This window comes from Ruegeria sp. CDSA020 (genome assembly GCF_059612345.1).
Genome location: NZ_JBXWQK010000005.1, coordinates 211743 through 237341, shown reverse-complemented (window position 1 = coordinate 237341; position 25599 = coordinate 211743). Strand labels below are relative to the sequence as shown.

The following is a 25599-nucleotide window of genomic DNA, read 5'->3' as shown; positions in this document are numbered from 1 at the left end:
TCAGCTGCTGCCGGCCAGCTTCCCCCACCTTTCGATCAGTGCGCGCTGCAATTTGCGCGACCTGTTATTCCAGCTCCGCCCGCCTTCGGGCCGTTCACGATACGCTCGGGGGATCGTTGCGCGATGCTCTATGTCGGCCGTGAATATCGCAAAGGCCAGCTCTGCCCCATCCGGTGAGGTTATGAACCCGCCCAGGCCCGAGACAAAGTTCAGGGTTCCGGTTTTCGCATTCACTCTGATCGGATGATCCTTGACCGGCCGCCCCTGACTGTCGGCAAGGGTAAATTTCTTCAGCAAAGGCCGGAGGTCTCCGGCTTTCTGCGCCGCCAGCAGCGCGACCACCAAATCCTCGGGCGCTACGCGTGAATCGCCCCCAAGCCCTGAATGATCGACCATCGCAACCCCGGTCACACCATAGGTCTCTGTGGCCCATCTGTTCATCTCGGCGGCTGACTCCGCCAAAGTCTGCGGTCGCGTACCGCGCGCCCTCGAGGCAGCGAGCCCTACCATCTCGGCAGTGAGGTTGGTCGAGTATTTCAGCATGCCCTGCAATATGCTCTTGAGCGGGTCGCTTTGATGAATGACCAAAGGCGTTCCATTCGGCATCTGCCGCGTGACCTGCGTCCGCCCCAGCACAATTCCGTTGGATCGGGCCAATGTTCTGAAAACGTCACCTGCATAAAGCGCGGGCTTGCGGACAGGCAGCCACCGCGCCCCATCGCTACCTAACGCGCCTTTGGCAACAGTCCACCGGTCCTGACGGGCGCTGGGTTCGTAGGTATAGATCGGCAGGTTGCGGCCCTCGACCTTCATGGACGCCACTTCCACTGCAGGGGTATAGCGCGTGCTTCGGGCATCCATGGTCACGTCATAGCTGGCGCCCTGCTTTTTCCACTCGAAATGCACGCGATTGAAATTCAGAGAAATGCCGCTGATCGCAGGGCTGTACCCCAAATGATCTGGCTGCCCCGGATCAATGCTGAACACGTAAGGCAACGCGCCATCATAAACTTTGAACGCGCCGCGAACCTCGGTGATTCCGGCCTCGCGCAAGTTTGCCGCCATCGTGGCCAGCGCATCCGTATCCAGCAAAGGATCACCACCGCCAACAAGAACAAGATCGCCGTTCAAAATGCCGTTTTCTATGGGCCCCTCAGCGACCAACGCAGTTTCGAACCTGTAGTCAGCACCTAACACATTCAGCGCGTAAAGCGCGGTCAGGGCCTTGCCAACACTTGCCGGTGGCAAACCCCGGTCGCCACCATAGGTTTCAAGCACCGTGCCTGTATCAGCGTCGGCTACAGCAAAGGCGACTTCGCCGCGCAGGTTCGCGGCTTCGACCAAGCGCACAACACCTACGATCGGCTCATCACGAATCTGAGGCCTCAATGACGTCAGCGGTGCCTCAGCCATAACGGCTACAGGCATCAGGGCCGTGCCCAGACCAGCAATAAATCCTCGTCGCGAATAACGATCAATCATGGGTCAATTAAAATCTCAGAGATCACAGGCAAACAACCTGAGATCCGAATTATGGGCCCACAGGGGCTATTCAGGCAACACCTTGTTGCCCCAATCCCCATGAATGCGCAACTGGGTCGAACTGACATCCAGCATCGGTACATTCACAAAGCACCATGCCGGGGCCTGTGCCCGGCCCAGTAAATGCCGCGCCTGCCCGTCGATGCGGTATTTGGCATAGCGACGCGCCGCAGGGGACATACGTGCAGAGATGCGGTCTCCGGGACGGGCAACAACGCCAACCGGTACGGTTTCAACAATCGACTGCCAATCCTTCCACTTATGGAATTGCGCCAGGTTATCCGCGCCCATCAGCCAGACAAACCTGACCTGCGGATAAAGCTTCTGCAGGGCGGCGACAGTATCCGCCGTGGCGCGTGTGCCGGTCTGGGCCTCGATATCCGTCACCTCGACACGTGGATGCTGCATCACAGCTTGCGCTGCCTTCACCCGCCGCGCCAATGGCGCAGGCCCGCGCTCTTTCAACGGATTGCCCGGAGAGACCAGCCACCACACCCGATCCAGCCCAAAGGCCTTCATTGCCTCGAGTGTCACATGCACATGGCCCTTATGCGGCGGATCAAATGACCCCCCGAACAACCCCACGACCTGCCCGGGCCGTACATATGGGATAGAGCTACGCTGCATCTCTTGCTGATGTTCAGAACTCGGCGGGGTTGTCAATCAACAGGTTGCACAGCGTCGCCCAGCCTGACCCGCCCGGGCCGCACCACCTCGGCGCACCAACCGCCATGACCCCGAACGGTGGAATAGCCACCCTTGCCGAGCGCCTCCTCCATCCGGCTGCACGGTGCGCAGATCACGGTGAAACGCAGGATGGCCTCGCCCACCAGCACCTCACGCCCCTTGAGCGCCGCCAGATTGATCCCCGAAACCACCAGATTGCGCCGCAGGATTTCAGGCGCGACCGGGCCCTGCCCGAGATAAGAGCCCATCGCCGACAGGTGTTCCTGCTGGATCAATGTAACTGCCCGCTTTCCCGGACGGCTATGATCGCCCTTAAGCCCCTCGCCGAAAACCATAGCTTCGTCGACCGAAACCATGTCCACCCTCCGCGCCGACCGGAGGCCAATCCACGAAATCCTCCCCGACTGCGCCCAGCCCGCTATGAGATTTTTCAGGGACATAAGAGATTCCGAAATTTCCACTTCTCCCCCTTTCTAGCCATCTGGCCCTTCCCGACCCAACCGCTAATAGTAGCGCTGATTGATTTGTGAATTGGAACCAAACATGCGCCTGACCATTCCCGAACCCAGGATCAAGCTTTATGAAGACGGCTTTGCCGAGCACGACAAACTCTCGCGTGAGGCGACTGGCGACAACCTGTCAGAATTGGTCGAACGCATCGATGATCCGCTGGTGATTGCTCTGGATGGAGAATGGGGGTCTGGCAAATCGTTCTTTCTGAAATGCTGGGTTGGTGAGCATTTAAAACGTGAAGAGAATACAACACAGACCGTCTATTTCGATGCGTTCAAACATGACTTTTTGGATGATCCTTTGATTGCGTTGACCGGAGTAATTGCTGACCGATTTGACGAGGCCGATGACAAAAAAGCTCAGAAGGCTTGGAACAAGGCCAAACATGTAGCCCCCGCCCTCGGTCGAGCAGTTATTCGCGCCGGAGTTTCAGTGGTGACAGCTGGGCTTGTGACCAAAGCAGACGAACTGGCAGAGGCTGCAATCAACACTGCTTCCGTAGAATTGGATGGAGCCGTGGCCGGTTTCTGGAAAAGAGAGAACGGGAAACGCGCAGCGATGGAGGGTTTCAGGCAAGCTTTGATTGACTTGACTGAGCCTGACAAGGACGGAGTGCCAGCTCGAAAACTCGTTATCGTCGTAGATGAGCTGGACCGCTGCCGCCCAGACTATGCGCTTTCGCTGCTCGAAATCGTTAAACACTTTTTCAACGTAGGAGGCGTCCACTTTGTTCTGGGTGTCAATCTGGAGCAACTACAAAATAGCGTCAAAGCAAGGTATGGAAGCGGAACAGAAGCCGACGCATACCTTCAAAAATTTTATTCTATAAAGTTAAACCTGCCCAGAAAGATCCAATACACACAAGACTATGTGCAATACTTCGATTTTGCATCTGGACAGTTGAAGTTACCACCGGAAATCCATGGTATCACTCGCGACCTACTAGAACGCTATTTAGGTTCCGCGCCGATGACTCCTCGGACAATTCAGCGGATACTGACTGTTCTCGCGCTAATCCCACTCCGAAGCATCCGTGAGACACCATACGAATTTTTGGTGGTTCCTGCGATGTTAAAAATATGCGCTCCGACCATCTACGAAAAAATGAGAAACAATGAATTAACGTTGGAAAATCTTCTACTGATCTTCAAAATAGATGTAGAGAAGATTGATGGTTGGGTCTCTGCGTTGAACGCGGCAGGACAGCACCATCAAGAGTATTTCGGAAGTACCGGAAGACGTTTTCCAGACAACTTTCTGGCCTCGATCTGCGAAGATTACCTTGAAGTATTCGACACAAGAAGTCTTGAAGTCGAATAAGTAAGGGGTCGCGCATTCATCCACGATTGCCCCCACCCCACGCATCCGCTATCACACCGCCCAACCAAATTTCTCCGACCCAAAGGACGCGACATGGCCGCCTATCAATATGTCTACCACATGCAGGGTGTCTCCAAGACCTATCCCGGTGGCAAGAAGTGCTTTGAAAACATCCACCTGAGCTTTCTGCCCGGCGTGAAAATCGGTGTTGTCGGCGTCAACGGTGCTGGTAAATCGACGCTGATGAAGATCATGGCCGGTCTCGACAAAGACTTCACGGGTGAGGCTTGGGCGGCCGAGGGCGCCAAAGTCGGTTATCTCCCGCAGGAGCCGAAACTGGACGAAACCCTCAGCGTGCGCGAAAATGTCATGCTAGGCGTGGCCGAGAAAAAGGCGGTCCTCGACCGCTATAACGAATTGGCGATGAACTACTCAGACGAAACCGCGGATGAGATGGCCAAGCTGCAGGACGAGATCGACAGCCAGAACCTCTGGGATCTCGACAGCCAGATCGACGTCAGCATGGAGGCCCTGCGCTGCCCGCCGGATGATGCCAATATCGCCAACCTCTCAGGCGGTGAAAGACGCCGCGTCGCGCTGTGCAAATTGCTGCTCGAAGCGCCCGACATGCTGCTGCTCGACGAGCCGACCAACCACCTGGATGCCGAAACAATCGCCTGGCTGCAACAGCACCTGATCGACTACAAGGGCACCATCCTGATCGTCACTCACGACCGCTATTTCCTCGACAGTATCACCGGCTGGATCCTCGAACTCGACCGGGGTCGTGGTCTGCCTTACGAGGGCAACTATTCCGCGTGGCTGGAACAAAAGGCCAAAAGGCTGGAGCAGGAAGCCCGCGAGGACAAGTCTAAGCAGAAGACCCTGCAACGCGAACTCGACTGGATGCGCCAAGGCCAGAAGGCCCGTCAGGCCAAATCCAAAGCCCGGATCAACGCCTATAATGATTTGGCGGAACAGTCCGAGCGCGAAAAGCTGACCCGCGCACAGATCGTCATCCCCAACGGCCAGCGCCTTGGCGGTAAGGTGATCGAGGTCGAAGGCCTGTCCAAACACATGGGCGATAAGCAATTGATCGAGAACCTCGACTTTACCCTGCCCCCCGGCGGAATTGTCGGCGTCATCGGGCCCAACGGCGCCGGTAAATCGACCCTGTTCAAGATGCTTACTAGTCAAGAGCAGCCCGACGCAGGCACCATCACGCTTGGCGACACGGTTGAACTGTCCTATGTCGACCAGTCCCGCGACGACCTCAAGGACAACGACACCGTATGGGAGGCGATCACCGGCGGCGCCGAGATCATCCAGCTGGGCGACGCGCAGGTCAATTCCCGCGCCTATTGCTCCTCCTTCAACTTCAAGGGCGGCGACCAGCAGAAAAAGGTCTCCTTGCTGTCAGGGGGCGAGCGCAACCGAGTCCACATGGCCCGCCTGCTGAAAGAGGGCGGCAACGTCCTGCTGCTCGATGAACCGACCAACGATTTGGACGTCGAAACCCTGCGCGCGCTGGAAGACGCGTTGGTCGATTTCGCCGGCTGCGCCGTGGTCATCAGCCACGACCGCTTCTTCCTCGACCGGATCTGCACGCATATTCTGGCGTTTGAGGGTAATGCCCATGTCGAGTGGTTCGAGGGCAACTTCGAGGATTACGAAGAGGACAAAAAACGCCGTCTGGGACCAGACGCGCTGGAGCCGAAGCGGTTGAAGCATAAGAAGTTTGCGCGGTAAAATATTGAGCGATAACTTGTGCGGCGAAGAAATTGGTGCATACTCGCCGCACGGTACTGAGAATTATTGCGAAATCGACATTGTTGCATCCGATTTTTAAGAAGAACGTCCTAAGCTACGCTGGCGCCATAGCCGCAATTGGCGGTTTTCTTGGTGTGATTTTCTTGGTGTTATCTCTTTGGAATGGCAACCAATGGGCAACAGAAAATAGTAGCCTTTTATTGATCAACGGTTTCTACTGGTATGCCATCCTATTGATCGCGTGGCTTGTTCTATCTTGGCAACCAAAAGAGTTCATGTCTTCACCGACCGTCCGTGTTGTTAGAGAGGATGGCATTATCATAGTTGAGGGCAGCCCTTGGCTAGGTATTGGCGTTGGAGCAATGCTATTTGTGATGGAAGACGATTTTGAACGCATGGTTTGCTCAGCCGAGGTAATTAACATCCAATCCAATGGCCTCGTTCAGCTAGCGATACGCGATGACACCGATGTAAACTATATGGAAACGTTGCGGGCGGCAAAACAGCAGATTGTTATCAAACCGGGACATTACAAATGACGACCACCTATGAGAAGTTGGCGAAAGTTGTTTTCGTGATTGACGAGCAGAAAGTAGCGATCAACCGCGGCCAAAAGGATGGCGCACAAGTAGGCGACAAGTTCCTTATTTTTAGACTTGGCGAACAGATTGTGGACCCAGATACCGGCGATAATCTCGGGCAGCTGGAAATAGTCATCGGCCGAGCCCGAGTAACCCACGTTCAAGAACGACTATCGACACTCGAGAGCATTTCGACGAGAAACATCCCAGGGCGAAAGAGGATTATCAAAAAGACTGGTACAATTGCACTGCTGGGCATTGGTGAGGAAGAAATTGAGGAGAACCCATCGACAGTTGTCGAAGATTTGGATGCCGAGCAAGGAGACTTGGCAAAGCCGATCTGAACAAAGAACCTAATGCAAACGTAGGATGGGCGTTCGCTCCCCTCCCTCCCAATTCTGTAGGCTGGGCTCTGCAATCCTTCGGCTCTCCAAACGTGCCCACGGTGACACCACCACTCCATTCCGGATCAACTCGATCCGCGCGATTGTCACGATGGTTTGCCGAATTCGGCCACGCGGTGGGTTGCCCATTGCTCGGCGGAATCCCGTTTAAAACACCCCTTGACCCCTGAAAACACAGTACCTTCCGGATAATCCACCCTTGTCACACGCGCCACTCAATGCCATACCCAGAGTGCTAACGTTTCTATTTCGACCCACTGTCTCCTTCTACGGCGCTCAGTCTATCGATACAGACGACGACGCCAGGCTGCCGCAACTCCGTGGGCAGCACCAGATAAGGAGAGCACGGATATGCCTTCAGGCACCGTAAAATGGTTCAACACCACCAAAGGCTATGGCTTTATTGCACCCGAAGATGGCGGCAAAGACATCTTTGTACACATCTCGGCCGTCGAACGCTCGGGCCTGACCGGTCTGGCCGACAACCAGAAAGTCACGTACGAGCTGCGCTCGGGTCGTGACGGTCGCGAAAGCGCCGACGACATCCAGCTGGCGTAAGCCGCTATAAGGGCAGGGTTTTCCTCTGCCCTTTTCTATTTGTGCCTGAGCGACCACCTGTAAAAGTGTGTCCCGGCGATTACATCACAATTCAGTTACTCTTCCCCGACGATTGACCGGATCGGATATCATCCGGACACTATGGTCATGATTTTTCTGTTGTATTGAAGAGAGCTGATATGTTGACACGCCGTACATTCCTGACTGCAACAGCAGCAGCAAGCCTTGTTTCGAACGCCGCGTCGGCAAAGAAAGCCGTCGAATACGACCCCACTCCACAATTTGTTCGAATCAAAAAGCAATTCCTGCCAGGCCAGCTTCTGGTGGTTCCACGCTCGTTCTATCTGTACTTCGTAACAGAACCTCGCAAGGCAATCCGTTACGGGTGCGGGGTGGGCAAAGCCGGGCTGGAGTTCACCGGAACAGCGACCATAGACGTCAAAAAGGAGTGGCCCACCTGGCGCCCCACCAATGAAATGATCGAGCGTGAGCCAATTACATATGCTCGTTTCAAGGATAACGACTATGTGCAGCCTGGCGGTGACGGCAATCCGTTAGGTGCACGGGCGCTTTATCTGTTCCAGAACGGCGTTGACACTTATTTCCGAATTCACGGGACTACTCAGCCGCAGACCATAGGCCGTGCGGCCTCGAACGGATGTATACGCATGCTGAACACGCATGTCATCGACCTGTACCAGCGGGTGCCGATTGGAACAGTTGTGACGGTCGTCTGATCAATCTTCTGCTGATTTCACAAGTTCCAAAACCTTTGGTCCAAGGTCTTCAACGATGAGGGCCACACCACTGGCGTTGGGATGGATGCCATCTGCCTGCATGTGTTCCCGTACTTCTTCGGGGTTTCCTGCCGCAGTCAAACCTGTGAAAAAACTTGGCGCGTATCCAGTCTGATATCGATCCGCCAGATCGGGGTAGATCGCATCAAATGCGGCTTTGTAATCTGGGCCGTAATTCCCCGGCGCCTGCATCCCGACCAACAACACGGCGACCTCAGCGCCATCTGCTGCTTTCAAGATCGTCTCAAGATTTGCGCGTGCAACTGCCGGATCAAGCCCTCGCAACAGATCGTTCCCGCCCAATGCGACAATCATCCCATCCACGTCGGGTGTCAGTGTCCAGTCCACACGCGCGGCCCCTCCGGCAGTGGTATCTCCGGATACGCCCGCGTTGATCAGGCGCACATCCGCTCCGTGATCTTTCAACCAACGATCCAGCTGCGGAACAAATCCGTCTTGCTCGGGCAGGCCGTACCCTTGAGTCAAAGAATCCCCGAGAGCGGCAATCACTACGATTTCTGCTGTGGCCGCAAAGCCGCAACACGTGATAAGCACCGGCATCAAAGACTTGCGCAACATCTCAACTGCTCCATATCCCATTTGATTACCTCGGTTCGGACCAACCCATGATCTCAACTGTTCTATCACTTGAAAATGCCGCTTTATCGCTGGATGGCAATGCCGGTCAGGTAGATATCCTGCACGACATCACGCTTTCCGTACACAAGGGCGAGACACTGGGTCTGATTGGGCCGTCCGGGTCAGGAAAATCGTCGTTACTGATGCTGATGGGCGGGCTGGAACAGGCGACGGGCGGCCAGGTAACCGCACTCGGGCAAAATCTGACCCGCATGAACGAAGACGAGCTCGCGCGGTTCCGACGCAACAGCATGGGCGTTGTATTTCAAAATTTCCACCTGATCCCCACGATGACCGCCCTTGAGAACGTGGCCACACCGCTGGAGTTGGCCGGTCACAAAGATGCCTTTCAACGGGCCGAAGCCGAATTGGAGTCCGTTGGGCTGACGCATCGACGCGACCATTATCCAGCGCAGCTCTCCGGTGGAGAGCAGCAGCGCGTCGCGCTAGCCCGTGCCTCTGCCCCGCGACCACAGATCCTGCTGGCGGATGAGCCTACCGGCAATCTGGACGAAACAAACGGAGCCGCCATCATTGACCTGCTGCTTGGCCTGCGCGACAGGCATGGTGCTACTTTGGTTCTGGTGACCCATAGCCACAGCCTTGCGCGCAGATGTAACCGTGTTGTCCGGCTGCGCGATGGAAGGATTGCCGATGACACAAGGCAAGAGGCTGCCGAATGAGCCTGCGGATGGCCGGGCGGCTGGCGCGGCGGGAACTGCGCGGAGGTCTGCGCGGTTTTCGGGTGTTTCTGGCTTGTCTTGCACTTGGGGTCGCTGCCATTGCCGCTGTGGGTTCGGTCCGCCACGCCATCCAAACCGGACTGACGCAAGAAGGCGCGGCTCTGCTGGGCGGGGATGCACAGCTGGAATTCACTTATCGCTTTGCGGATGAGGCCGAACGCGCATGGATGAGCGGCGCAGCCACGGCCAACTCGGAAGTGGTAGATTTTCGGTCAATGGCAGTCACGCAGCAGAATGCTGAACCTCAGCGCGCGCTTACGCAGGTCAAATCCGTTGATGACGCCTATCCTTTGCTGGGCAAGCCCGTACTAGAGCCCCAGATGCCCCTGGCTGACGCGTTGAAGGGGCAGCTGGGGCTGCCCGGCGCCGTGATGGACCCCTCTCTGATCGACCGGCTTCAGCTATCGGTTGGGGATCGGTTTTCACTGGGGACGCAGGAATTTGTCCTGACGGCAGCCCTGATCCACGAACCGGACGGGGCGGCGGATGGGTTTGGATTGGGTCCGCGCACGCTGATCCGCACACAGGACTTGCTGAATTCCGGATTATTGGCACCGGGTACTCTGTTTTCCACCAAATACCGTCTGGATCTGCCGCCGGGGTCTGATCTTACAGCTCTTTCGGCGCAGGCAAGCGAAGCCCTTGAAGGCAGCGGAATGCGGTGGACCGATGCACGGAACGGTGCCCCCGGCATTTCAGAATTTGTTGCCCGGCTCAGCGCTTTTCTGGTTCTGGTTGGACTATCCGGGCTGGCTGTTGGCGGCATCGGCGTATCTGCAGCGGTGCGCGCCTATCTGGCGCAAAAGACTGAAACCATTGCTACCTTGCGTACTTTGGGTGCCGATCGGGCGACCGTGTTTCAGACTTATCTGATCCAGATCGGTATTCTCTCTGGCATCGGCATTTTTCTGGGCATCATATTGGGTGGATCGGTGCCTCTGCTGCTTGCGCCGCTGATCGAAACTCGCCTGCCTGTGCCCGCAGTGTTCTCGTTCTATCCGCAGCCTTTGGCTGAAGCCGCGCTTTACGGCGTGCTCACCGCCTTTTTATTCACACTCTGGCCCCTTGCCCGTACTGAAGAAATCCGTGCAGCCACCCTGTTTCGCGATGCGCTGTCTTCGGCGCGCTTCTTGCCTCGTGCAAAATATGTTCTGGCCACAGGCATCGGGCTTGCGGCGCTGATCAGCGCAGCCGCCTTTTTCAGCGGATCGACCCGCCTGACCCTTTGGACCAGCGGCGGGCTGGCCGGAGCGCTGGTTCTGCTTTCGATTGCAGCGATGGCGATCCGCAAACTGGCGCGCCTGACCACAAAACCCGCCCGAGGGAATCCTCCCCTGCGATGGGCCCTGTCGGCCATTTCCGATCCGCGCGAAGGGGCCGCATCGGTTGTCCTGTCGCTGGGGTTGGGCCTGTCGGTACTGGCCGCAGTCGGGCAAATCGACGGCACCCTGCGAAACGCGATTTCAGGAAACCTGCCCGATGTCGCCCCTTCATATTTCTTCGTCGATATCCAGAAAGAGCAGATGCCCGGCTTTACCGAACGGCTGGAAAACGACCCTGCCGTAAGCCGGATCCAAAGCGCGCCCATGCTGCGCGGGATCATCACGCAGATTAACGGGCAGCCCGCGATTGAGGTCGCCGGGGACCACTGGGTACTGGAAGGCGACCGCGGGGTCACCTATTCCGACGCCCCGCCCTCGAACGCACGGGTCACCGCCGGGGAATGGTGGTCCGAAGACTATTCCGGAACGCCTCAGGTCAGCTTCGCCGCTGAAGAGGCCGAAGAGATGGGCCTGAAGCTGGGTGACCAACTGACCGTCAACATATTGGGGCGCGACATCACCGCAGAGCTCACCTCTCTGCGCGAGGTGGATTTCTCGACCGCCGGGATGGGTTTCATCATGTCCATGAACCCGTCGGCCCTGGCCGGCGCCCCGCATAGCTTCATTGCCACCGTCTATGCCGAAGAGCAGGCCGAAGCCGCGATCCTTCGTGATCTGGCGGGTAAATTCCCCAATATCACCGCAATCCGTGTCCGCGATGCGATTGACCGGGTCTCGGGTCTGCTGGCCGGGTTGGCCGCTGCGACGTCTTATGGGGCTGGTGTTTCGCTGCTAACCGGCTTTCTGGTCCTGATCGGCGCCGCGGCAGCGGGTGAACCAGCCCGGCGGTACGAGGCCGCAGTCCTGAAGACCATCGGTGCCGACCGACGGCGCATATTGATCAGCTTTGCCCTTCGGGCTGTTCTGCTGGGGTCTGCCGCTGGAATTGTAGCCCTGATGGTGGGCATCCTCGGCGGCTGGGCGGTTGCGACATATATTTTCGACACCAGCTTTGACGTCATCTGGCAATCTGCCATCGGCATCGTATTGGCCGGGATCATCGTCACGCTGGGCGCGGGGTTGATCTTTGCCTTGAAACCCCTTGCCGTTCGCCCGGCGCGCATCTTGCGCGCCAGCGACTGAGTTTATCGGACGCAGGCGACGGGCTGCAAAATCGACAGCAGATTTGCATTGTCACACACCAGCGAATCCAGCGTGATTTCGTCCAGCGAGGCATAAAAAACCTCGGCCGCGTCCCGCAGCGCAAGGCGCAGCCGGCAGGCGTTGGTGAGCGGGCATGTATTGTCGGCATCCGCAAAGCACTCGGCAATCGGCAAGTCGCCCTCGATATGTCGAAAAACCGAACCGATCCGAATCTGATCAGCAGATCTAGCGAGTACCATACCACCATTGCGACCGCGATGAGTGCTCAGATAATCTAACTGGCTGAGTTGGTTGATCACCTGCGCCAAGTGGTTTTCCGAGATATTGCAGGTCTTTGCGATCTCGGATTTGGTCACCAACCTGTCTGGATTTGCTGCACAATACATCAGTAGGCGCACAGCAATATTTGTCCGCTTGGTTATCCGCATGTTTGCCTCCCTAAGTTCAACATGCTGCCTTATTGCATGTTGGGCAAAAAAGCGGTTTGACATACATCAATTCCCGGTCAGAAGTGATCCCGCATGGCAGACCCCTATTTCTTTGGCTACGGCAGCCTCGTGAACCTCGCGACCCACGATTTCCCCGACCCGCATCCCGCGCAGTTGAAGGGATGGCGGCGGGCCTGGCGGCATACCGATTTGCGCCCGGTCGCTTTCCTGACCGCCATTCCGGATCTCACTTCTGAAATCGACGGCATGATTGCCCATGTCCCAGGCAATGACTGGGACGCGCTGGATCAACGTGAGTGGGCCTACGACCGCGTACCAGCGACTAAGGCCGTCACCCATTCTCTGCCACACGAGGTTGAGATCGCTGTTTATGCCGTACCTGATGACCGTCAATCCGCGGCCAGCCGGCGCCACCCCTTGCTGATGAGCTATATCGACGTGGTTGTGCAAGGCTATTTGCGTGCGTTCGGGTCCGAGGGCGCCGATCGCTTTTTTGCCACCACTGATGGCTGGGACGCCCCGATCCTGAATGACCGGGCAGAGCCGCGGTATCCACGCCACCAGGCATTGAAACCGGATGAGACTTATTTTGTGGATGATCGGCTGAAGCGAATAGCAGCCCAGATCGTAAAGACCTTATAGAAAAAAGGCGCGGCCAGCAGACCACGCCTTATCACAATCTAAGGCACTAAGATCAGCCGCGCGCGCGGATCACCTGCAGAAGGGGTAACAGGGTTGCCATTTCGGGGCCGCGCTCCATCCCTGTCAGTGCCTTGCGTAAAGGCATGAACAGACTCTTGCCCTTGCGGCCTGTCGCGTCTTTCACCGCGCTGGTCCACTGCCCCCAGGTCTCGCCGTCGAACGGGCCTTCTGGCAACAACGCCACGGCCTCGGTGATGAACTCTCGGTCTTCATCGGCAATCAGAGGTTCGGCACCGTTACGGCACAGCTCCCACCACCCTTTCAGGTCTGCCAGAGTGGTGATGTTCTCGCGGGCCATGGCCCAGAACGGTTCGGCCAGTTCGGCCGGTACGCCCGCATCTGCCACAGCATCCGCAACGTCGGCCAATGACAAAGATTGCAGGTGTTTTGCCGTCAACGGAAACAGGTCCTGAACGTCAAACTTGGTCGGCGCGGCACCAAAACGACCAATGTCAAATCCATCGATCAGCTCGGCCATCTCTGTCCGCAACTCAACCGGGTCGGATGAGCCCAGACGCGCCATCAAGCTGAGCAATGCTAACGGCTGTACGCCTTGCTCGCGCAGATCACGCAGAGCCAGCGTGCCCAGTCGCTTAGACAGCGCCTCGCCCTGGGGGCCGGTCAGCAGAGAATGATGTGCAAAACGCGGGCAAGTACCACCCAGCGCTTGGATGATCTGAATCTGCGTCGCGGTATTGGTCACATGGTCCGAGCCACGCACCACATCGGTCACACCCATTTCGGTATCATCGACCACCGACGCAATCGTGTACAGAACTTGGCCGTCGCCCCGGATCAGAACCGGGTCAGAGACCGAGGCCGCATCAATCGAAATATCGCCTAGAATGCCGTCGGTCCACTCGATCCGTTCATGATCCAGCCTAAAGCGCCAGACACCGTTGCCACGTTCTGCCCGCAGCGCGTCTTTCTCGGCGTCGTTAAGGTTCAATGCTGCGCGGTCATAAACCGGCGGCTTGCCCATGTTCAGTTGTTTCTTGCGCTTGAGGTCCAGCTCGGTCGGGGTTTCGAAGGCTTCATAGAACCGGCCCATCTCGCGCAGCTTGTCGGCTGCCTCGGCATAGCGGTCCAGACGCTCGGACTGTCGTTCGACCCGGTCCCAATGCAGGCCCAGCCACTCGAGGTCCTGCTTGATGGCATCGACATATTCTTCCTTCGATCGCTCGGGGTCTGTGTCGTCGATACGCAGGATGAACGTGCCGCCAGCCTTGCGGGCAATCAGGTAGTTCATCAGCGCTGTGCGCAGGTTGCCCACATGGATGTAACCGGTGGGTGACGGGGCGAAACGGGTGGTTGTCATAGGAGTCTCCTGTTGGCGCGGCTCTTCTCACAGGATGGGCAAATTGTCCAGCCACCGCACCGGTTCACGCCAACGTCAGGTGGCAATCCTCGGGCGATACCCTATCTTCAAAGTGCTGGCACACACAGGGAGATCTCAAAATGACCGTTACACTGACTCGTAGGGCCGCACTGGGCGCGGCGGCAGCATTGCCTTTTGCATCAGCTGCTACCCCCATCCTGGCTGCAGCAAGCGATACCAAAGCGAATTCAACCATCGCGAAATCGTTCCAGTTGGGCGATTTCACCGTAACAACTCTGCTGGATGGCAGCCTGCCGCGCGATGGCGCCAAAGAGATTTTCGGCGGCGGTGCCACGGATGAGGAATTTGCAAACGTATCGGCCCAGAATTTTATTCCTGCCGATAAAGCCCAGTTCTTTTTCACACCAACGCTGGTCAATACCGGGTCTGAACTTGTGCTGTTTGATACTGGCCTTGGGCAAGGCGGCATTCAGGCGGCACTGGCAGATGCAGGCGTGAGCCCGGATCAAATCGACGTCGTCGTCATCACCCATATGCACCCTGACCATATTGGCGGCATGACCACAAATGACGCGCCGACTTTCCCGAATGCGCGCTATGTCACCGCATCATCCGAGTATGACTTTTGGGCCGCGCAGGATTCCGGCAATCGGGTCGGCGATCTGGTCGCCGCCAAAGTGACCCCAATGGCCGAAAAGATGACCTTTGTCGGCGATGGCGGCGAGGTTCTGTCCGGAATAACCGCCGTTTCAGCGCATGGGCATACCCCCGGACACACGGTCTTTCATCTGGAAAGCAACGGTCAACGTCTGGTGCTGACGGCCGATCTGGCCAATCACTATGTCTGGTCCTTCGCCCAACCCGAGTGGGAGGTGAAATTCGACATGGACAAAGCCGCAGCCGCCGCTTCTCGTCGTAATGTGTTGGGGATGCTGGCAGCAGACAAAATCCCGATGATCGGATATCACATGCCCTTCCCCGCAGCCGGTTACGTCGAGACGCGCGGCGATGGGTTCCGGTTTGTCCCGGTCAGCTATCAGATGATGGGTTAACGTTTAAAACCCTGGGTCCGGCCGAATTTTCGACCCGTCCGTAAAGCGGGACAGGCGGAAGTCGGCCGGATCAACACAAGGGTCACTGGCCGAGACCAAATCGGCCATCAGCCGCCCGGCACCGGGCCCGATCCCAAATCCATGACCCGAAAACCCTGTCGAGATGAACAGGCCCGGCTTGTGGTCGACGGGTGAAATGATCGGGATCGCATCCGGGGTGACATCAATCATACCCGCCCAGCTTTGAACGATTTCAGCCTGTTTTAGCGCGGGAATGCCCTTGGTTGCGCTTTTCCAAGCTTGCCGCAATGCCCGGCGCGACGGTTCGGGATCCAGAACGCGGCAATGTTCGAACGGAGTCACATCCGTGGGCAACCAGCTCCGGTCCTGCCCCGCCTCTTCGGCCCACCGCTTGGACAACCGAAACCGCAGCGACCGCCACTCCTGACGATATGCAGGAAGAAATTGCCACGCCAAGCGAAGGCTATCCGGCACGATATCAACGGTGTTTTCGTGCCCGGACGCAATCGTATACCCTCCGTCGTCCCGCTTGCGTATTGCAAAATCGTCCGACCACAAGGCGGCCTCAGGACCGGAAACCGGAGAGGTTCGGAATACGGTGTTCAGCACCTTCAGTTGTGGAAAATCAACTCCGGCATTCCCTGCAAACAAGCGCGACCACGCACCGCCTGCCAGTACGACATTGCCGCAGGCCACGCGACCGCGTTCTGTGAAGACACCGACGACACGGTCCGCCTCTGTATCCAGACAGCGCACTGCACAGTTGGTCATCAACAGGGCCCCCCGGTCACGCGCAGCTTCGGCGATTGCGGGTGCAGCCCATTGCGGTTCCGCCCTACCGTCTTGCGGCATAAACAATGCGCAATCCAACCCCGTCTGATGGTCTGGCATAAGTTCCGCCAACAGAGCCCCGGACACCATCCTTGCCCCAGTATTCAACCCCTCCACATGGCGAAGCCAGCGTTCAAGATTGCTCTGTTCCCGCTTGCCAGAGGCGCCGAACAGGATACCGGCCTGTGTGAAACCTGTCTTGCGCCCGGTGCGTTGATCGAGCTGCGCCCAGATACGCTGTGATTCCTGCATCAACGGGATTTCCCGAGGATCGCGCATACCCAAACGCACCCATCCCCAGTTCCGTGAACTCTGCTCGGAAGCAATTTGTCCCTTTTCGCACAGAAGGACAGACATTCCCCGCTCTGACAGTTCGAGGGCGGTTGATGCCCCAATAATTCCTCCACCAATGACAACAACATCAACGGCTTTTGGCAGCTTTAGATCGGGTTCAACAGCATTAGGCTTGGGGCCAGGCATCAACCGCTCATAATTCATTGCACGGACCGCAATGAAGGCGCGGGATCACGACAGACGCAACAGAAGAAACTTCGCTTCAATGACTATTGCGCAGGCCTGTGACCATTCGGCCAACGTGGCGAGCCAGCGCATCTAATTCAGGATTTTGAAAACTTCAGGCCGCGCCGCACAATTCTGCCAGTTTCTGACGCAAAGAGGTAGCGATACCGCCTTCCGGCACCTCGGCTTCTGTTTCCAGAAACTGCGCGCGGGGGCCCACCGTCGTGGATTCCTCTTTGGGCACCTCTTCATTCAACAAATTGGCAATGGCAGCATCTACCTTTGCCTCATCCAGAGACCGACCTTCGGATTGCATAGACCGCCATTTTGGCGGTGAATGAAGCGGTTTATCGTATTCATCGTACATAATGGCACCAAATCGTTAACTCAGACATCCAATTTCGGACGCGTCGCTAAAGACCGATGGGAAAGCTCATTAACACCTATTTCCCACAATGCGTCGCATCCGCCCCACATGGGGCAACAATCAAGCTAAAATGTGGCAAAAAAAAGACCGGGCATCAAGGGGGACTCGGAAACGCCCAAGAGAATCTAAGCCACTGTACTCAAAAATAAAAACAGTTCCAGAAGCAGGCGACTATTGCCCATAAATTGGAAACAGTTTTCGCGTCAGAATGGTGATTCCTGTAAGGCGTCAGGTCCTGTCGCGCCAACGATTCACGATAGGATACCTGCGATCCAGCCAGAATGCCCGCTTGGTCAAACGTGTCCCCGGGGCGGACTGAAACCGTTTGTATTCGCTGATATAGACCAAATGTTCGATCCGGCGCGCAACGGCTTCTTCGAACCCGGCGGCCACGCAATCCGCGATCGACCCATCCTGATCAACCAATATATCCAGAATGGCGTCCAGAACCGGATAATCCGGCAGGCTGTCACTGTCCTTCTGGTCTTCGCGCAACTCGGCACTAGGAGGTTTGTCGATGACCGAGGGTCGGATGACCTCACCCTCAGGGCCTTTCATCCAGCCGCGATGATTGGCATTGCGCCAGCGGCAGGTCTCGAACACGCGGGTTTTGTACAGGTCTTTGATTGGATTATAACCACCGTTCATATCCCCATAGATCGTGGCATATCCAACGGCGACTTCGGATTTGTTGCCTGTGGTCAGCAGCATCTCGCCGAACTTGTTCGACAGGGCCATCAGCAACAGCCCCCGCAGGCGGGACTGGATGTTTTCTTCGGTCAGATCTTCGTCTCGCCCGGCAAACAATGGGGCAAGCGTATCCGTGATCGCCGCGCGCCCCTGTGCAATAGGGACGAAATCATAGTGAACACCCAACGACTTAGCCACCGCTTCGGCATCATCCAAAGAATCCTGGCTGGTATATTCCGACGGCAACATCACGCAGCGAACATTTTCAGCGCCAATCGCATCCACCGCTATTGCCGCGACAAGGGCTGAATCAACGCCGCCAGAGAGACCCAGAACACCCTTTTTGAACCCGGTTTTGGCCATGTAATCACGCAGAGCCTGGACCATCGCGCGATAGTCCTGCTCCCACGCATCTGGCTGCGGCACAATCTCGTCCGGAATTATGCGCCAACCTGCATCGCCGCGTTCAAGATCCACATGCGCTATCGCTTCGTCGAACACAGGCATTCGGAATGCCAGTTCTCCGCCTGGATTCAACCCGAAGGTCGCCCCGTCAAAGACCTGATCGTCCTGCCCTCCGACCATGTTCAGGTAAATCAGCGGCAATCCGGTCTCAACCACGCGCGCCACCATATGGTTCAGGCGCACATCATATTTGTTTCGGAAATAAGGCGAGCCGTTGGGGATCAGCAGAAACTCGGCTCCTGTCTCCTCCAGCGTCTCGGCAACATCCGGATGCCAGCTGTCTTCGCAGATTGGGCTGCCGATCCGAGAGTTGCCAACCGAATAGGGACCGCCCAGCGGGCCGGAATCATACAGGCGCACTTCGTCAAAGACTGTCTCATTCGGCAGGTGATGTTTCAGCACTTTACTGCTGATCCTGCCGTTCTTGAGGATGAGATAGGCGTTATACAGCCGGTCATCTTCGAACCACGGCCCGCCGATCGCAATCGCAGGTCCATCGGCGCAACGTTCCGCAAGCGCCTCAACAGCTTTCATTGCGGCTTTGTGGAACGCAGGCTTGATCACAAGGTCCTGCGTATTATAGCCGGTGATGAACATCTCGGGGAAAGCAACAAGTTGGGCACCGGCCTCGCGCGCCTGCTCCCACGCAGAAAAAGCCTTGGCCGCATTGCCTTCCAAATCCCCGACAATGGGATTGAGCTGCGCCAGAGTGATACGGAAACGGTCGGCCATACTGCCCTCTTGCCCTCGTCTGTCCTATTGCCATTTACCAGATCGCACCGCGAGTGAAAGACCAATAAGGCAAAAGCCGTTGCCCTGCCTGCGTCGGTATCCTAGTTTTGCGCAAAAGCACGATGCTCGCGCAGACAGGACCAAACATGAACGTTTTTCGCACTTCAATCGCCGCAGTTGCATTGACCCTGTCAGCGCTGACCGCCTTCGCGCAGAACGATCAGGTAGTCGTGGCCGATGACGAAGTGGGCGGCGTATACGAAGGCACGTTCCTAAATGGCCTGCGGCACGGAACCGGCACCTACCAGTTGCCGGATGGTTTCGAATACGAAGGCGAATGGATCGAAGGCGAAATTCAGGGCCAGGGTATTGCGCGCTATGCTAACGGGTCGATCTATCAGGGCGCCTTTGCCAACGGTCAACCCGAAGGGTTCGGAACGATCGTCTATGCTGATGGTGGCAGCTATGAAGGGGAATGGGCCGATGGCTCGTTCAACGGCCAAGGAGTCGCCGTCTATGCCAACGGAGCGAAATACGAAGGTGGGTTCAAGAATGCCAGGCACCACGGCCAAGGCACTCTGACCGACCCGACCGGAGAGGTGTACGAGGGCGACTGGGTTGACGGGGTCAAGCAGGGCAAAGGCAAGATCACCTCAGCCAAAGGCAACGTGTATGAGGGCGACATCAAAGACGGCAAGCGTCATGGCACAGGCAGCCTGACGCGGCCGGAAGGTATGAGTTATACGGGTGACTGGTCCGAAAATCGCATGACCGGAAAAGGCCGTCTACTGCAAGCCAATGGCGATTTGTATGAAGGCGATTTTTTTGATGGGCGCCGACAGGGCAAAGGCAAGGCAACCTATGCCAGTGGCGCCATCTACGAAGGTGACTATCACGATGATCGCCGCCACGGCAAAGGCCGTTTTCTGGGCACGGATGGGTTCGACTATACTGGTGAATGGAAAGACGGCCAGATTGAGGGCCTCGGAGAGCTAACCTATCCTGACGGTTCGACCTATGTCGGTGATTTCAGTGCAGACCTGCCCCATGGCAAAGGAATGCACACCTATCCTGATGGCCTGATTTACGACGGCGACTGGATCGCCGGAGTCTTCGAGGGTCAGGGCAAGGCCACTTACCCGAACGGCGCCATCTACGATGGGCAGTTCAAGAACGGCCTGAACCACGGCACCGGCGTTCTGACATTTGCAAACGGGTACAAATATGAAGGCGATTGGGTCGACGGTGCGCGCCAGGGCGAGGGAAAAGCCAGCTTCCCGGACGGAACGACCTACAAGGGCGATTTCAAAGATGGGCAGCGCCACGGGCAAGGATCGATAACCACACCGCGCGGCTTCACCTATACAGGCGGTTGGGTCGAGGGGAAGATCAGCGGCACCGGAACCGCTACCTATGCGACTGGTGACGTGTACGAAGGTGGGTTTTTGGACAACAAACGCCACGGTGACGGCACGATGCGCTATGCAGACGGCAAAGAAGAAACCGGCGTCTGGGAAAACGGTGTTCTGCCGGGTGAAAACACCAGCGAGCCGCAGGAGAGTGCTCCGGCAGACGACAGCGCGACAACGGCAACCAGCCCTGCCTCTGACGGTTAGCGGGTCTCACCACGGCACAGGTTTTCCAGCCCAGTCGAAGAACCCGCCCGTGTCTGCGGGCACAAGCGCCCTGGCGACGCTCAGCAGGTTTCGCGCGGCTTCATCCGATTCAACGGTCGGGTGTCGCCCGACATATTTGCGCGTGAATTCTGTACGCACTGTACCCGGATGCAGAGCCACACAGATCGCCTGTTTGTGGGTGCGGGCCAGCTCAATCGCGGATGTGCGCACAATCTGATTGGCCGCAGCTTTTGAGGCCCGATAGCTGATCCATCCCCCCAGCTGATTATCTCCGATTGATCCGACGCGGGCGGACAACACCGCCACGACAGATCGCCTGCCCCGTGGTAGCAGCCGCGCAGTGTGTGACAGCACAAGGGCCGGACCAACCGCATTCAGGGCAAACTGGTCCATCATTGCTTGCGCTGAAATTGATCTGATGGACTTCTCTGGCTGTGCACCATTGATTTCCAAAGCACCCGTCGCAATGAAGATCATGTCAAACGGGCATTGCAATGCTTCCAGAGCCGGGCCGACAGCTTCGACATTCGTGAGGTCGAAACCATCAGCAGAACGCGACAAGGTGGTTACGTCTACGGATTGCATGGTCAACAGCCTTTGCAGCGCGGCACCGATACCACCCGAGGCACCTATGATGAGAGCTTTCTCCATTCCGGATCAACTAGCGGTCTTCATTCGGCAATCAACCGTCACGGTTCGTGCAGGTTTTGACGTCTGCATGAAATTCCTACTTTTCATTCCCCGCATGCGCTGTATAAGCTCAACCCCATGATCAACCGCGCAGATATCCTTGTTGCCGACACCGCCCCCTGCGGTGCGTCTCTGCGTGGCCTACTGATCCTAATCCGCCTCTGAGCGTGCCACCCGGCGCGCCCGCTCAGAGGAGGACGCCCGCGCGCCATAGGCTTTAGGACAGAAGAAGAAAGAGAATCCCATGACCAATGTGACCGACCAAGACCGCGTCTTGATCTTTGACACCACTTTGCGCGACGGCGAGCAGAGCCCCGGCGCGACCATGACTCATGCCGAAAAACTGGAAATCGCGGAACTGCTGGACGAGATGGGTGTCGACATCATCGAGGCCGGTTTCCCGATCGCATCAGAAGGCGACTTCAAAGCCGTCAGCGAGATTGCCGAGCGATCACAAAACAGCCGCATCTGTGGGTTGGCCCGTGCGAATTTCGCTGATATCGACCGCTGCTGGGAGGCGATCAAACACGCTGGCAAGAACCGCATCCACACTTTCATCGGCACCTCTCCACTGCACCGTGCCATTCCGAACCTGACCATGGACGAGATGGCCGACAAGATCCACGAAACCGTCAGCCACGCCCGCAACCTGTGCGAAAATGTACAGTGGTCGCCGATGGATGCGACCCGGACCGAGTGGGATTATCTGTGCCGTGTGATCGAGATCGCGATCAAGGCCGGTGCCACGACGATCAACATCCCCGACACTGTCGGTTACACGGCACCTGTCGAATCCGCTGACCTGATCAAGCGCCTGATCGAAACGGTTCCGGGCGCGGATGAGGTGGTGTTTGCCACCCATTGCCACAACGATCTTGGCATGGCGACGGCAAACTCTCTGGCGGCTGTCGCTGGTGGTGCGCGTCAAATCGAATGCACCATCAATGGCCTTGGCGAGCGTGCGGGCAATACTGCGCTGGAAGAAGTTGTGATGGCGCTGCGCACCCGCAATGACATCATGCCGTGGCATACCGGCATCGACACCACCAAGATCATGCATATCTCGCGCCGGGTTGCGACGGTTGCGGGCTTCCCGGTTCAGTTCAACAAAGCGATTGTCGGCAAGAATGCCTTTGCGCATGAAAGCGGAATCCATCAGGACGGCATGCTGAAGAACCGAGAGAATTTCGAGATCATGCGCCCTGAAGATATCGGCCTGTCGGGCACCTCTTTGCCGCTTGGCAAACACTCGGGCCGGGCTGCGTTGCGCGATAAGCTGGAAACGCTCGGCTTTGAGGTCGGTGACAATCAGCTCAAGGACATCTTCGTGCGGTTCAAGGATCTGGCCGACCGCAAGAAAGAGGTTTTTGACGACGACCTGATCGCGTTGATGAGCCAGGATGATGAGGCCGACGATCACCTGCAGTTGGTTTCGATGAAAGTCACCTGCGGCACCGGCGGTCAGGCGGAATCGACGGTCGAGCTGGAAGTGGATGGCAAGGACATTGTCGCGACCGAACATGGCGACGGTCCAGTCGATGCCGCCTTTAAAGCCATTCGCCGAATCTATCCCAACACCGCCCGCCTGCAACTGTATCAGGTCCATGCTGTGACCGAGGGTACTGATGCGCAGGCAACCGTATCGGTTCGGCTGGAAGAGGACGGCATGATCGCCACCGGTCAGTCAGCGAATACCGATACGGTCGTGGCATCCGCCAAGGCCTATATCCACGCACTGAACCGCCTGATCATGCGCCGTGAAAAGGCCGGGCCAGGTGCAGACACGCGTGAAATCAGTTATAAGGACCTGACCTGACAGCCGGATGACACTCCCAAGGGCTCCCGCACCCGCGGGTGCCCGGCTACGCCGGACGCCCTTGCGGCTTTGGGCCCGGCAGGGCGCCTGCGGCGCGCTGCCGGGCCCAACACGTTTGATGGCATCTTTAGATGCTGGCAAATGGGGCGGGAGAACCCTGTGGTCCGAAATCAGACTGGCGTCACAGCCCTTTGAACAGCTCTGACAGACGGTCCATTTCATCTTGGATGCCAAAGGGCGCGTTCAGCAGGAACATCCCTGATCCGACCATTCGATGACCTTCCCGCGCAGGTGCAAACCGGACTTCATGACAGATCGCCTTGGGAAAACCCTGCGCCTTCAACGCGGCAACCATCGGGGCCTGACGTTGATCGGTCAGGATCGGATACCACAGCGCGATGACGCCCACATTCCATTTACGGTGCAGTTTTGAGATCACGCCCGGCAGCCGGTCATAATCCGCCTTCACCTCATAGCTGGGATCAATCAACAGCATCCCGCGCCGCGGCGTTGGTGGCAGCAAAGACTGCGCCAGCTCATACCCGTCCTGTTTGTACACTTTTGCCCCAAAGGGGGACATGGTCATCGACAATGCCGCGTATTCCTGCGGGTGCAGCTCTGCGAAATGCAGACTGTCCTGATCCCTCAGCAGGTTGGCCGCGATCAGCGGTGAACCGGCATAGCTGTTTTCTCCGTGCCGTTCATGAACCTTGGCCAGCGCCTGCGACAAAGGATGATCAGATGGAAACCACCCTTCGCGCTGCGCTCGCTTGATACCTACGGCTGCCTCGCCTGTGCGCACGGCTTCTGCTGCGTCTAACTGGTACAGGCCACGCCCGGAATGGGTTTCCAGATAGGTTATCGGCTTATCTTTTCGCGTCAGATAGTCCAGTACCCATGCCAAAAGAGCGTGCTTTTGAACATCAGCCAGATTCCCGGCGTGGTAAATGTGTTGATAAGAGAGCATGTTGCCTTCTAAAGTCCCTCTCAATAAGGCGGAAAGGTGCTGAGTTACGCGGAATCAGCCCTTTTACCGGGCGAGATGGCACCCTATAAGACATCCGTCCCGGAACCGTCGAGTCGCGGGCAGTAGAAATTCTGACGAACGGGATCAGTACAACATGGGCATCTTTGGCAATCTGGGCGGCTTGTTCTCAGCGGACATGGCGATCGACCTTGGAACAGCAAATACGCTTGTTTATGTCAAAGGGCGCGGTGTGATCCTGTCGGAACCTTCGGTTGTGGCTTACCACGTCAAGGATGGGGTTAAGAAAGTCCTCGCCGTCGGTGAGGACGCCAAGCTGATGCTGGGCCGAACCCCTGGTTCGATCGAAGCGATCCGCCCCATGCGCGAAGGCGTGATTGCGGATTTCGACACCGCTGAAGAAATGATCAAGCACTTTATTCGTAAGGTGCATAAACGCTCCACCTTCTCAAAGCCCAAAATCATTGTCTGTGTCCCCCATGGTGCTACGCCTGTTGAAAAACGGGCCATTCGCCAATCGGTTATGTCCGCAGGCGCTCGCCGGGCAGGCCTGATCGCCGAACCCATCGCTGCGGCTATTGGTGCAGGAATGCCCATCACTGACCCGACCGGCAACATGGTCGTGGATATCGGCGGCGGCACCACCGAGGTTGCGGTTCTGTCGCTGGGAGACATCGTCTATGCCCGTTCGGTCCGCGTCGGCGGAGACCGGATGGATGAGGCGATCATCTCTTACCTGCGCCGCCAGCAGAACCTGTTGGTGGGTGAATCCACCGCCGAACGGATCAAGACCACCATCGGAACCGCCCGTATGCCTGATGACGGGCGCGGCCAGTCGATGCATATCCGTGGCCGCGATCTGTTGAATGGCGTGCCCAAAGAAATCGAAATCAGCCAGGCGCAGGTCGCCGAGGCCCTGTCGGAACCGGTTCAGGCAATCTGCGAAGCCGTTATGACCGCACTTGAAACCACGCCGCCTGATCTGGCCGCAGATATCGTGGACCGCGGCGTCATGCTGACCGGTGGCGGTGCTTTGTTGGGCGATCTGGATCTGGCACTGCGGGAACAGACAGGTCTGGCCGTGTCAATTGCTGATGAAAGCCTGAACTGTGTGGCTTTGGGCACCGGCAAGGCACTGGAATACGAAAAACAGCTGCGCCACGCGATTGACTACGAAAGCTAAGGCGCGCACCCTCTAAAGGGT

Annotated in this window: 24 protein-coding genes; 13 read left to right on the top strand and 11 right to left on the bottom strand. The window is 57.3% G+C overall.

Annotated elements, in window-relative coordinates; translation table 11 throughout:
• The 3 genes from dacB to AC2FJW_RS10675 form a co-directional block, all read right to left on the bottom strand.
• Positions 1-1482, bottom strand: a complete 1482-nt coding sequence (dacB, locus tag AC2FJW_RS10685; RefSeq protein ID WP_496750050.1) for a D-alanyl-D-alanine carboxypeptidase/D-alanyl-D-alanine endopeptidase — start codon at positions 1480-1482, stop codon at positions 1-3.
• Between the two features lie 66 nt (positions 1483-1548).
• Positions 1549-2169 (bottom strand): nicotinate-nucleotide adenylyltransferase, encoded by a 621-nt coding sequence (locus AC2FJW_RS10680; protein ID WP_496750049.1) that lies wholly within the window; start codon positions 2167-2169, stop codon positions 1549-1551.
• 32 nt (positions 2170-2201) lie between these two features.
• Entirely contained in the window at positions 2202-2585 is a 384-nt protein-coding gene (locus AC2FJW_RS10675) for an MOSC domain-containing protein (protein WP_496750048.1), read from the bottom strand.
• Positions 2586-2772: 187 nt separating this feature from the next.
• On the opposite strand from AC2FJW_RS10675, the gene AC2FJW_RS10670 reads away from it, so the two are divergent.
• From AC2FJW_RS10670 to AC2FJW_RS10645, 6 genes are all read left to right on the top strand, one after another.
• On the top strand, positions 2773-4062 hold the full coding sequence (locus AC2FJW_RS10670; RefSeq protein ID WP_496750047.1) for a KAP family P-loop NTPase fold protein: 1290 nt from the start codon (positions 2773-2775) through the stop codon (positions 4060-4062).
• A gap of 93 nt (positions 4063-4155) precedes the next feature.
• A complete protein-coding gene (ettA, locus tag AC2FJW_RS10665; RefSeq protein WP_496750046.1) occupies positions 4156-5811 on the top strand; it encodes an energy-dependent translational throttle protein EttA in 1656 nt (551 codons plus the stop codon).
• 35 nt (positions 5812-5846) lie between these two features.
• Complete coding sequence (locus AC2FJW_RS10660) at positions 5847-6371, top strand: hypothetical protein (protein WP_496750045.1); 525 nt, start codon at positions 5847-5849, stop codon at positions 6369-6371.
• Positions 6368-6757, top strand: a complete 390-nt coding sequence (locus AC2FJW_RS10655) for a hypothetical protein (protein WP_496696343.1) — start codon at positions 6368-6370, stop codon at positions 6755-6757. The genes AC2FJW_RS10660 and AC2FJW_RS10655 overlap by 4 nt, the downstream gene beginning before the upstream one ends.
• 411 nt (positions 6758-7168) lie before the next feature.
• A complete protein-coding gene (locus AC2FJW_RS10650) occupies positions 7169-7375 on the top strand; it encodes a cold-shock protein (RefSeq protein ID WP_142635630.1) in 207 nt (68 codons plus the stop codon).
• Positions 7376-7554: 179 nt separating this feature from the next.
• Positions 7555-8112 carry a L,D-transpeptidase gene (locus AC2FJW_RS10645; RefSeq protein ID WP_496750044.1) on the top strand — a complete coding sequence of 186 codons (558 nt, stop codon included), beginning with the start codon at positions 7555-7557 and terminating at the stop codon, positions 8110-8112.
• Here the strand turns inward: AC2FJW_RS10645 and AC2FJW_RS10640 are convergent, their stop codons facing one another.
• The gene (locus tag AC2FJW_RS10640) at positions 8113-8772 is read right to left on the bottom strand and encodes an arylesterase (protein ID WP_496750043.1); all 660 of its coding nucleotides are present in this window, start codon (positions 8770-8772) and stop codon (positions 8113-8115) included.
• 26 nt (positions 8773-8798) lie between these two features.
• Here AC2FJW_RS10640 and AC2FJW_RS10635 point away from each other — a divergent pair, with 26 nt between their 5' ends.
• Entirely contained in the window at positions 8799-9494 is a 696-nt protein-coding gene (locus AC2FJW_RS10635; protein WP_496696350.1) for an ABC transporter ATP-binding protein, read from the top strand.
• The gene (locus AC2FJW_RS10630; protein WP_496750042.1) at positions 9491-12019 is read left to right on the top strand and encodes an ABC transporter permease; all 2529 of its coding nucleotides are present in this window, start codon (positions 9491-9493) and stop codon (positions 12017-12019) included. The genes AC2FJW_RS10635 and AC2FJW_RS10630 overlap by 4 nt, the downstream gene beginning before the upstream one ends.
• Positions 12020-12021: 2 nt before the next feature.
• Here the strand turns inward: AC2FJW_RS10630 and AC2FJW_RS10625 are convergent, their stop codons facing one another.
• Positions 12022-12468, bottom strand: a complete 447-nt coding sequence (locus AC2FJW_RS10625) for an RrF2 family transcriptional regulator (protein ID WP_496676481.1) — start codon at positions 12466-12468, stop codon at positions 12022-12024.
• Between the two features lie 93 nt (positions 12469-12561).
• Here AC2FJW_RS10625 and AC2FJW_RS10620 point away from each other — a divergent pair, with 93 nt between their 5' ends.
• Positions 12562-13131: a gamma-glutamylcyclotransferase family protein gene (locus AC2FJW_RS10620; protein ID WP_496750041.1), complete on the top strand. Its 570-nt coding sequence runs from the start codon at positions 12562-12564 to the stop codon at positions 13129-13131.
• A gap of 52 nt (positions 13132-13183) precedes the next feature.
• Here the strand turns inward: AC2FJW_RS10620 and gltX are convergent, their stop codons facing one another.
• Positions 13184-14509, bottom strand: a complete 1326-nt coding sequence (gltX, locus tag AC2FJW_RS10615) for a glutamate--tRNA ligase (RefSeq protein ID WP_496696352.1) — start codon at positions 14507-14509, stop codon at positions 13184-13186.
• 140 nt (positions 14510-14649) lie between these two features.
• On the opposite strand from gltX, the gene AC2FJW_RS10610 reads away from it, so the two are divergent.
• Positions 14650-15582 carry an MBL fold metallo-hydrolase gene (locus tag AC2FJW_RS10610; RefSeq protein WP_496750040.1) on the top strand — a complete coding sequence of 311 codons (933 nt, stop codon included), beginning with the start codon at positions 14650-14652 and terminating at the stop codon, positions 15580-15582.
• A gap of 3 nt (positions 15583-15585) precedes the next feature.
• Here the strand turns inward: AC2FJW_RS10610 and AC2FJW_RS10605 are convergent, their stop codons facing one another.
• The 3 genes from AC2FJW_RS10605 to AC2FJW_RS10595 form a co-directional block, all read right to left on the bottom strand.
• Positions 15586-16914: an NAD(P)/FAD-dependent oxidoreductase gene (locus tag AC2FJW_RS10605; protein ID WP_496750039.1), complete on the bottom strand. Its 1329-nt coding sequence runs from the start codon at positions 16912-16914 to the stop codon at positions 15586-15588.
• 154 nt (positions 16915-17068) lie between these two features.
• Positions 17069-17320, bottom strand: a complete 252-nt coding sequence (locus AC2FJW_RS10600; RefSeq protein ID WP_496750038.1) for a hypothetical protein — start codon at positions 17318-17320, stop codon at positions 17069-17071.
• A 288-nt stretch (positions 17321-17608) separates the two neighbouring features.
• Positions 17609-19267 (bottom strand): NAD+ synthase, encoded by a 1659-nt coding sequence (locus AC2FJW_RS10595; RefSeq protein ID WP_496750037.1) that lies wholly within the window; start codon positions 19265-19267, stop codon positions 17609-17611.
• Positions 19268-19413: 146 nt separating this feature from the next.
• Between AC2FJW_RS10595 and AC2FJW_RS10590 the strand changes: the two genes are divergently transcribed.
• Entirely contained in the window at positions 19414-20883 is a 1470-nt protein-coding gene (locus AC2FJW_RS10590; RefSeq protein ID WP_271948348.1) for an MORN repeat-containing protein, read from the top strand.
• A gap of 6 nt (positions 20884-20889) precedes the next feature.
• Here the strand turns inward: AC2FJW_RS10590 and AC2FJW_RS10585 are convergent, their stop codons facing one another.
• Positions 20890-21555 carry an SDR family NAD(P)-dependent oxidoreductase gene (locus AC2FJW_RS10585; protein ID WP_496750036.1) on the bottom strand — a complete coding sequence of 222 codons (666 nt, stop codon included), beginning with the start codon at positions 21553-21555 and terminating at the stop codon, positions 20890-20892.
• 283 nt (positions 21556-21838) lie between these two features.
• Here AC2FJW_RS10585 and AC2FJW_RS10580 point away from each other — a divergent pair, with 283 nt between their 5' ends.
• Positions 21839-23410 (top strand): 2-isopropylmalate synthase, encoded by a 1572-nt coding sequence (locus tag AC2FJW_RS10580; protein WP_496750035.1) that lies wholly within the window; start codon positions 21839-21841, stop codon positions 23408-23410.
• 181 nt (positions 23411-23591) lie between these two features.
• Here the strand turns inward: AC2FJW_RS10580 and AC2FJW_RS10575 are convergent, their stop codons facing one another.
• Positions 23592-24377, bottom strand: coding sequence for a 23S rRNA (adenine(2030)-N(6))-methyltransferase RlmJ (locus tag AC2FJW_RS10575; protein WP_496750034.1), 786 nt, complete (start codon positions 24375-24377; stop codon positions 23592-23594).
• Between the two features lie 154 nt (positions 24378-24531).
• Between AC2FJW_RS10575 and AC2FJW_RS10570 the strand changes: the two genes are divergently transcribed.
• A complete protein-coding gene (locus AC2FJW_RS10570) occupies positions 24532-25578 on the top strand; it encodes a rod shape-determining protein (protein ID WP_142635599.1) in 1047 nt (348 codons plus the stop codon).
• Positions 25579-25599: the final 21 nt, after the last annotated feature.

Bases quoted from the DNA above. Each gene is read 5' to 3' on its own strand.
- AC2FJW_RS10675 (WP_496750048.1), bottom strand. From the start codon at position 2,585: ATGGTTTCGGTCGACGAAGCTATGGTTTTCGGCGAGGGGCTTAAGGGC.
- AC2FJW_RS10670 (WP_496750047.1), top strand. From the start codon at position 2,773: ATGCGCCTGACCATTCCCGAACCCAGGATCAAGCTTTATGAAGACGGC.
- AC2FJW_RS10630 (WP_496750042.1), top strand. From the start codon at position 9,491: ATGAGCCTGCGGATGGCCGGGCGGCTGGCGCGGCGGGAACTGCGCGGA.
- AC2FJW_RS10645 (WP_496750044.1), top strand. From the start codon at position 7,555: ATGTTGACACGCCGTACATTCCTGACTGCAACAGCAGCAGCAAGCCTT.
- AC2FJW_RS10595 (WP_496750037.1), bottom strand. From the start codon at position 19,267: ATGGCCGACCGTTTCCGTATCACTCTGGCGCAGCTCAATCCCATTGTC.
- AC2FJW_RS10625 (WP_496676481.1), bottom strand. From the start codon at position 12,468: ATGCGGATAACCAAGCGGACAAATATTGCTGTGCGCCTACTGATGTAT.
- dacB (WP_496750050.1), bottom strand. From the start codon at position 1,482: ATGATTGATCGTTATTCGCGACGAGGATTTATTGCTGGTCTGGGCACG.
- AC2FJW_RS10650 (WP_142635630.1), top strand. From the start codon at position 7,169: ATGCCTTCAGGCACCGTAAAATGGTTCAACACCACCAAAGGCTATGGC.
- AC2FJW_RS10640 (WP_496750043.1), bottom strand. From the start codon at position 8,772: ATGGGATATGGAGCAGTTGAGATGTTGCGCAAGTCTTTGATGCCGGTG.
- gltX (WP_496696352.1), bottom strand. From the start codon at position 14,509: ATGACAACCACCCGTTTCGCCCCGTCACCCACCGGTTACATCCATGTG.
- AC2FJW_RS10600 (WP_496750038.1), bottom strand. From the start codon at position 17,320: ATGTACGATGAATACGATAAACCGCTTCATTCACCGCCAAAATGGCGG.
- AC2FJW_RS10580 (WP_496750035.1), top strand. From the start codon at position 21,839: ATGACCAATGTGACCGACCAAGACCGCGTCTTGATCTTTGACACCACT.
- AC2FJW_RS10680 (WP_496750049.1), bottom strand. From the start codon at position 2,169: ATGCAGCGTAGCTCTATCCCATATGTACGGCCCGGGCAGGTCGTGGGG.
- AC2FJW_RS10620 (WP_496750041.1), top strand. From the start codon at position 12,562: ATGGCAGACCCCTATTTCTTTGGCTACGGCAGCCTCGTGAACCTCGCG.
- AC2FJW_RS10635 (WP_496696350.1), top strand. From the start codon at position 8,799: ATGATCTCAACTGTTCTATCACTTGAAAATGCCGCTTTATCGCTGGAT.
- AC2FJW_RS10605 (WP_496750039.1), bottom strand. From the start codon at position 16,914: ATGCCTGGCCCCAAGCCTAATGCTGTTGAACCCGATCTAAAGCTGCCA.
- ettA (WP_496750046.1), top strand. From the start codon at position 4,156: ATGGCCGCCTATCAATATGTCTACCACATGCAGGGTGTCTCCAAGACC.
- AC2FJW_RS10655 (WP_496696343.1), top strand. From the start codon at position 6,368: ATGACGACCACCTATGAGAAGTTGGCGAAAGTTGTTTTCGTGATTGAC.
- AC2FJW_RS10585 (WP_496750036.1), bottom strand. From the start codon at position 21,555: ATGGAGAAAGCTCTCATCATAGGTGCCTCGGGTGGTATCGGTGCCGCG.
- AC2FJW_RS10590 (WP_271948348.1), top strand. From the start codon at position 19,414: ATGAACGTTTTTCGCACTTCAATCGCCGCAGTTGCATTGACCCTGTCA.
- AC2FJW_RS10570 (WP_142635599.1), top strand. From the start codon at position 24,532: ATGGGCATCTTTGGCAATCTGGGCGGCTTGTTCTCAGCGGACATGGCG.
- AC2FJW_RS10575 (WP_496750034.1), bottom strand. From the start codon at position 24,377: ATGCTCTCTTATCAACACATTTACCACGCCGGGAATCTGGCTGATGTT.
- AC2FJW_RS10610 (WP_496750040.1), top strand. From the start codon at position 14,650: ATGACCGTTACACTGACTCGTAGGGCCGCACTGGGCGCGGCGGCAGCA.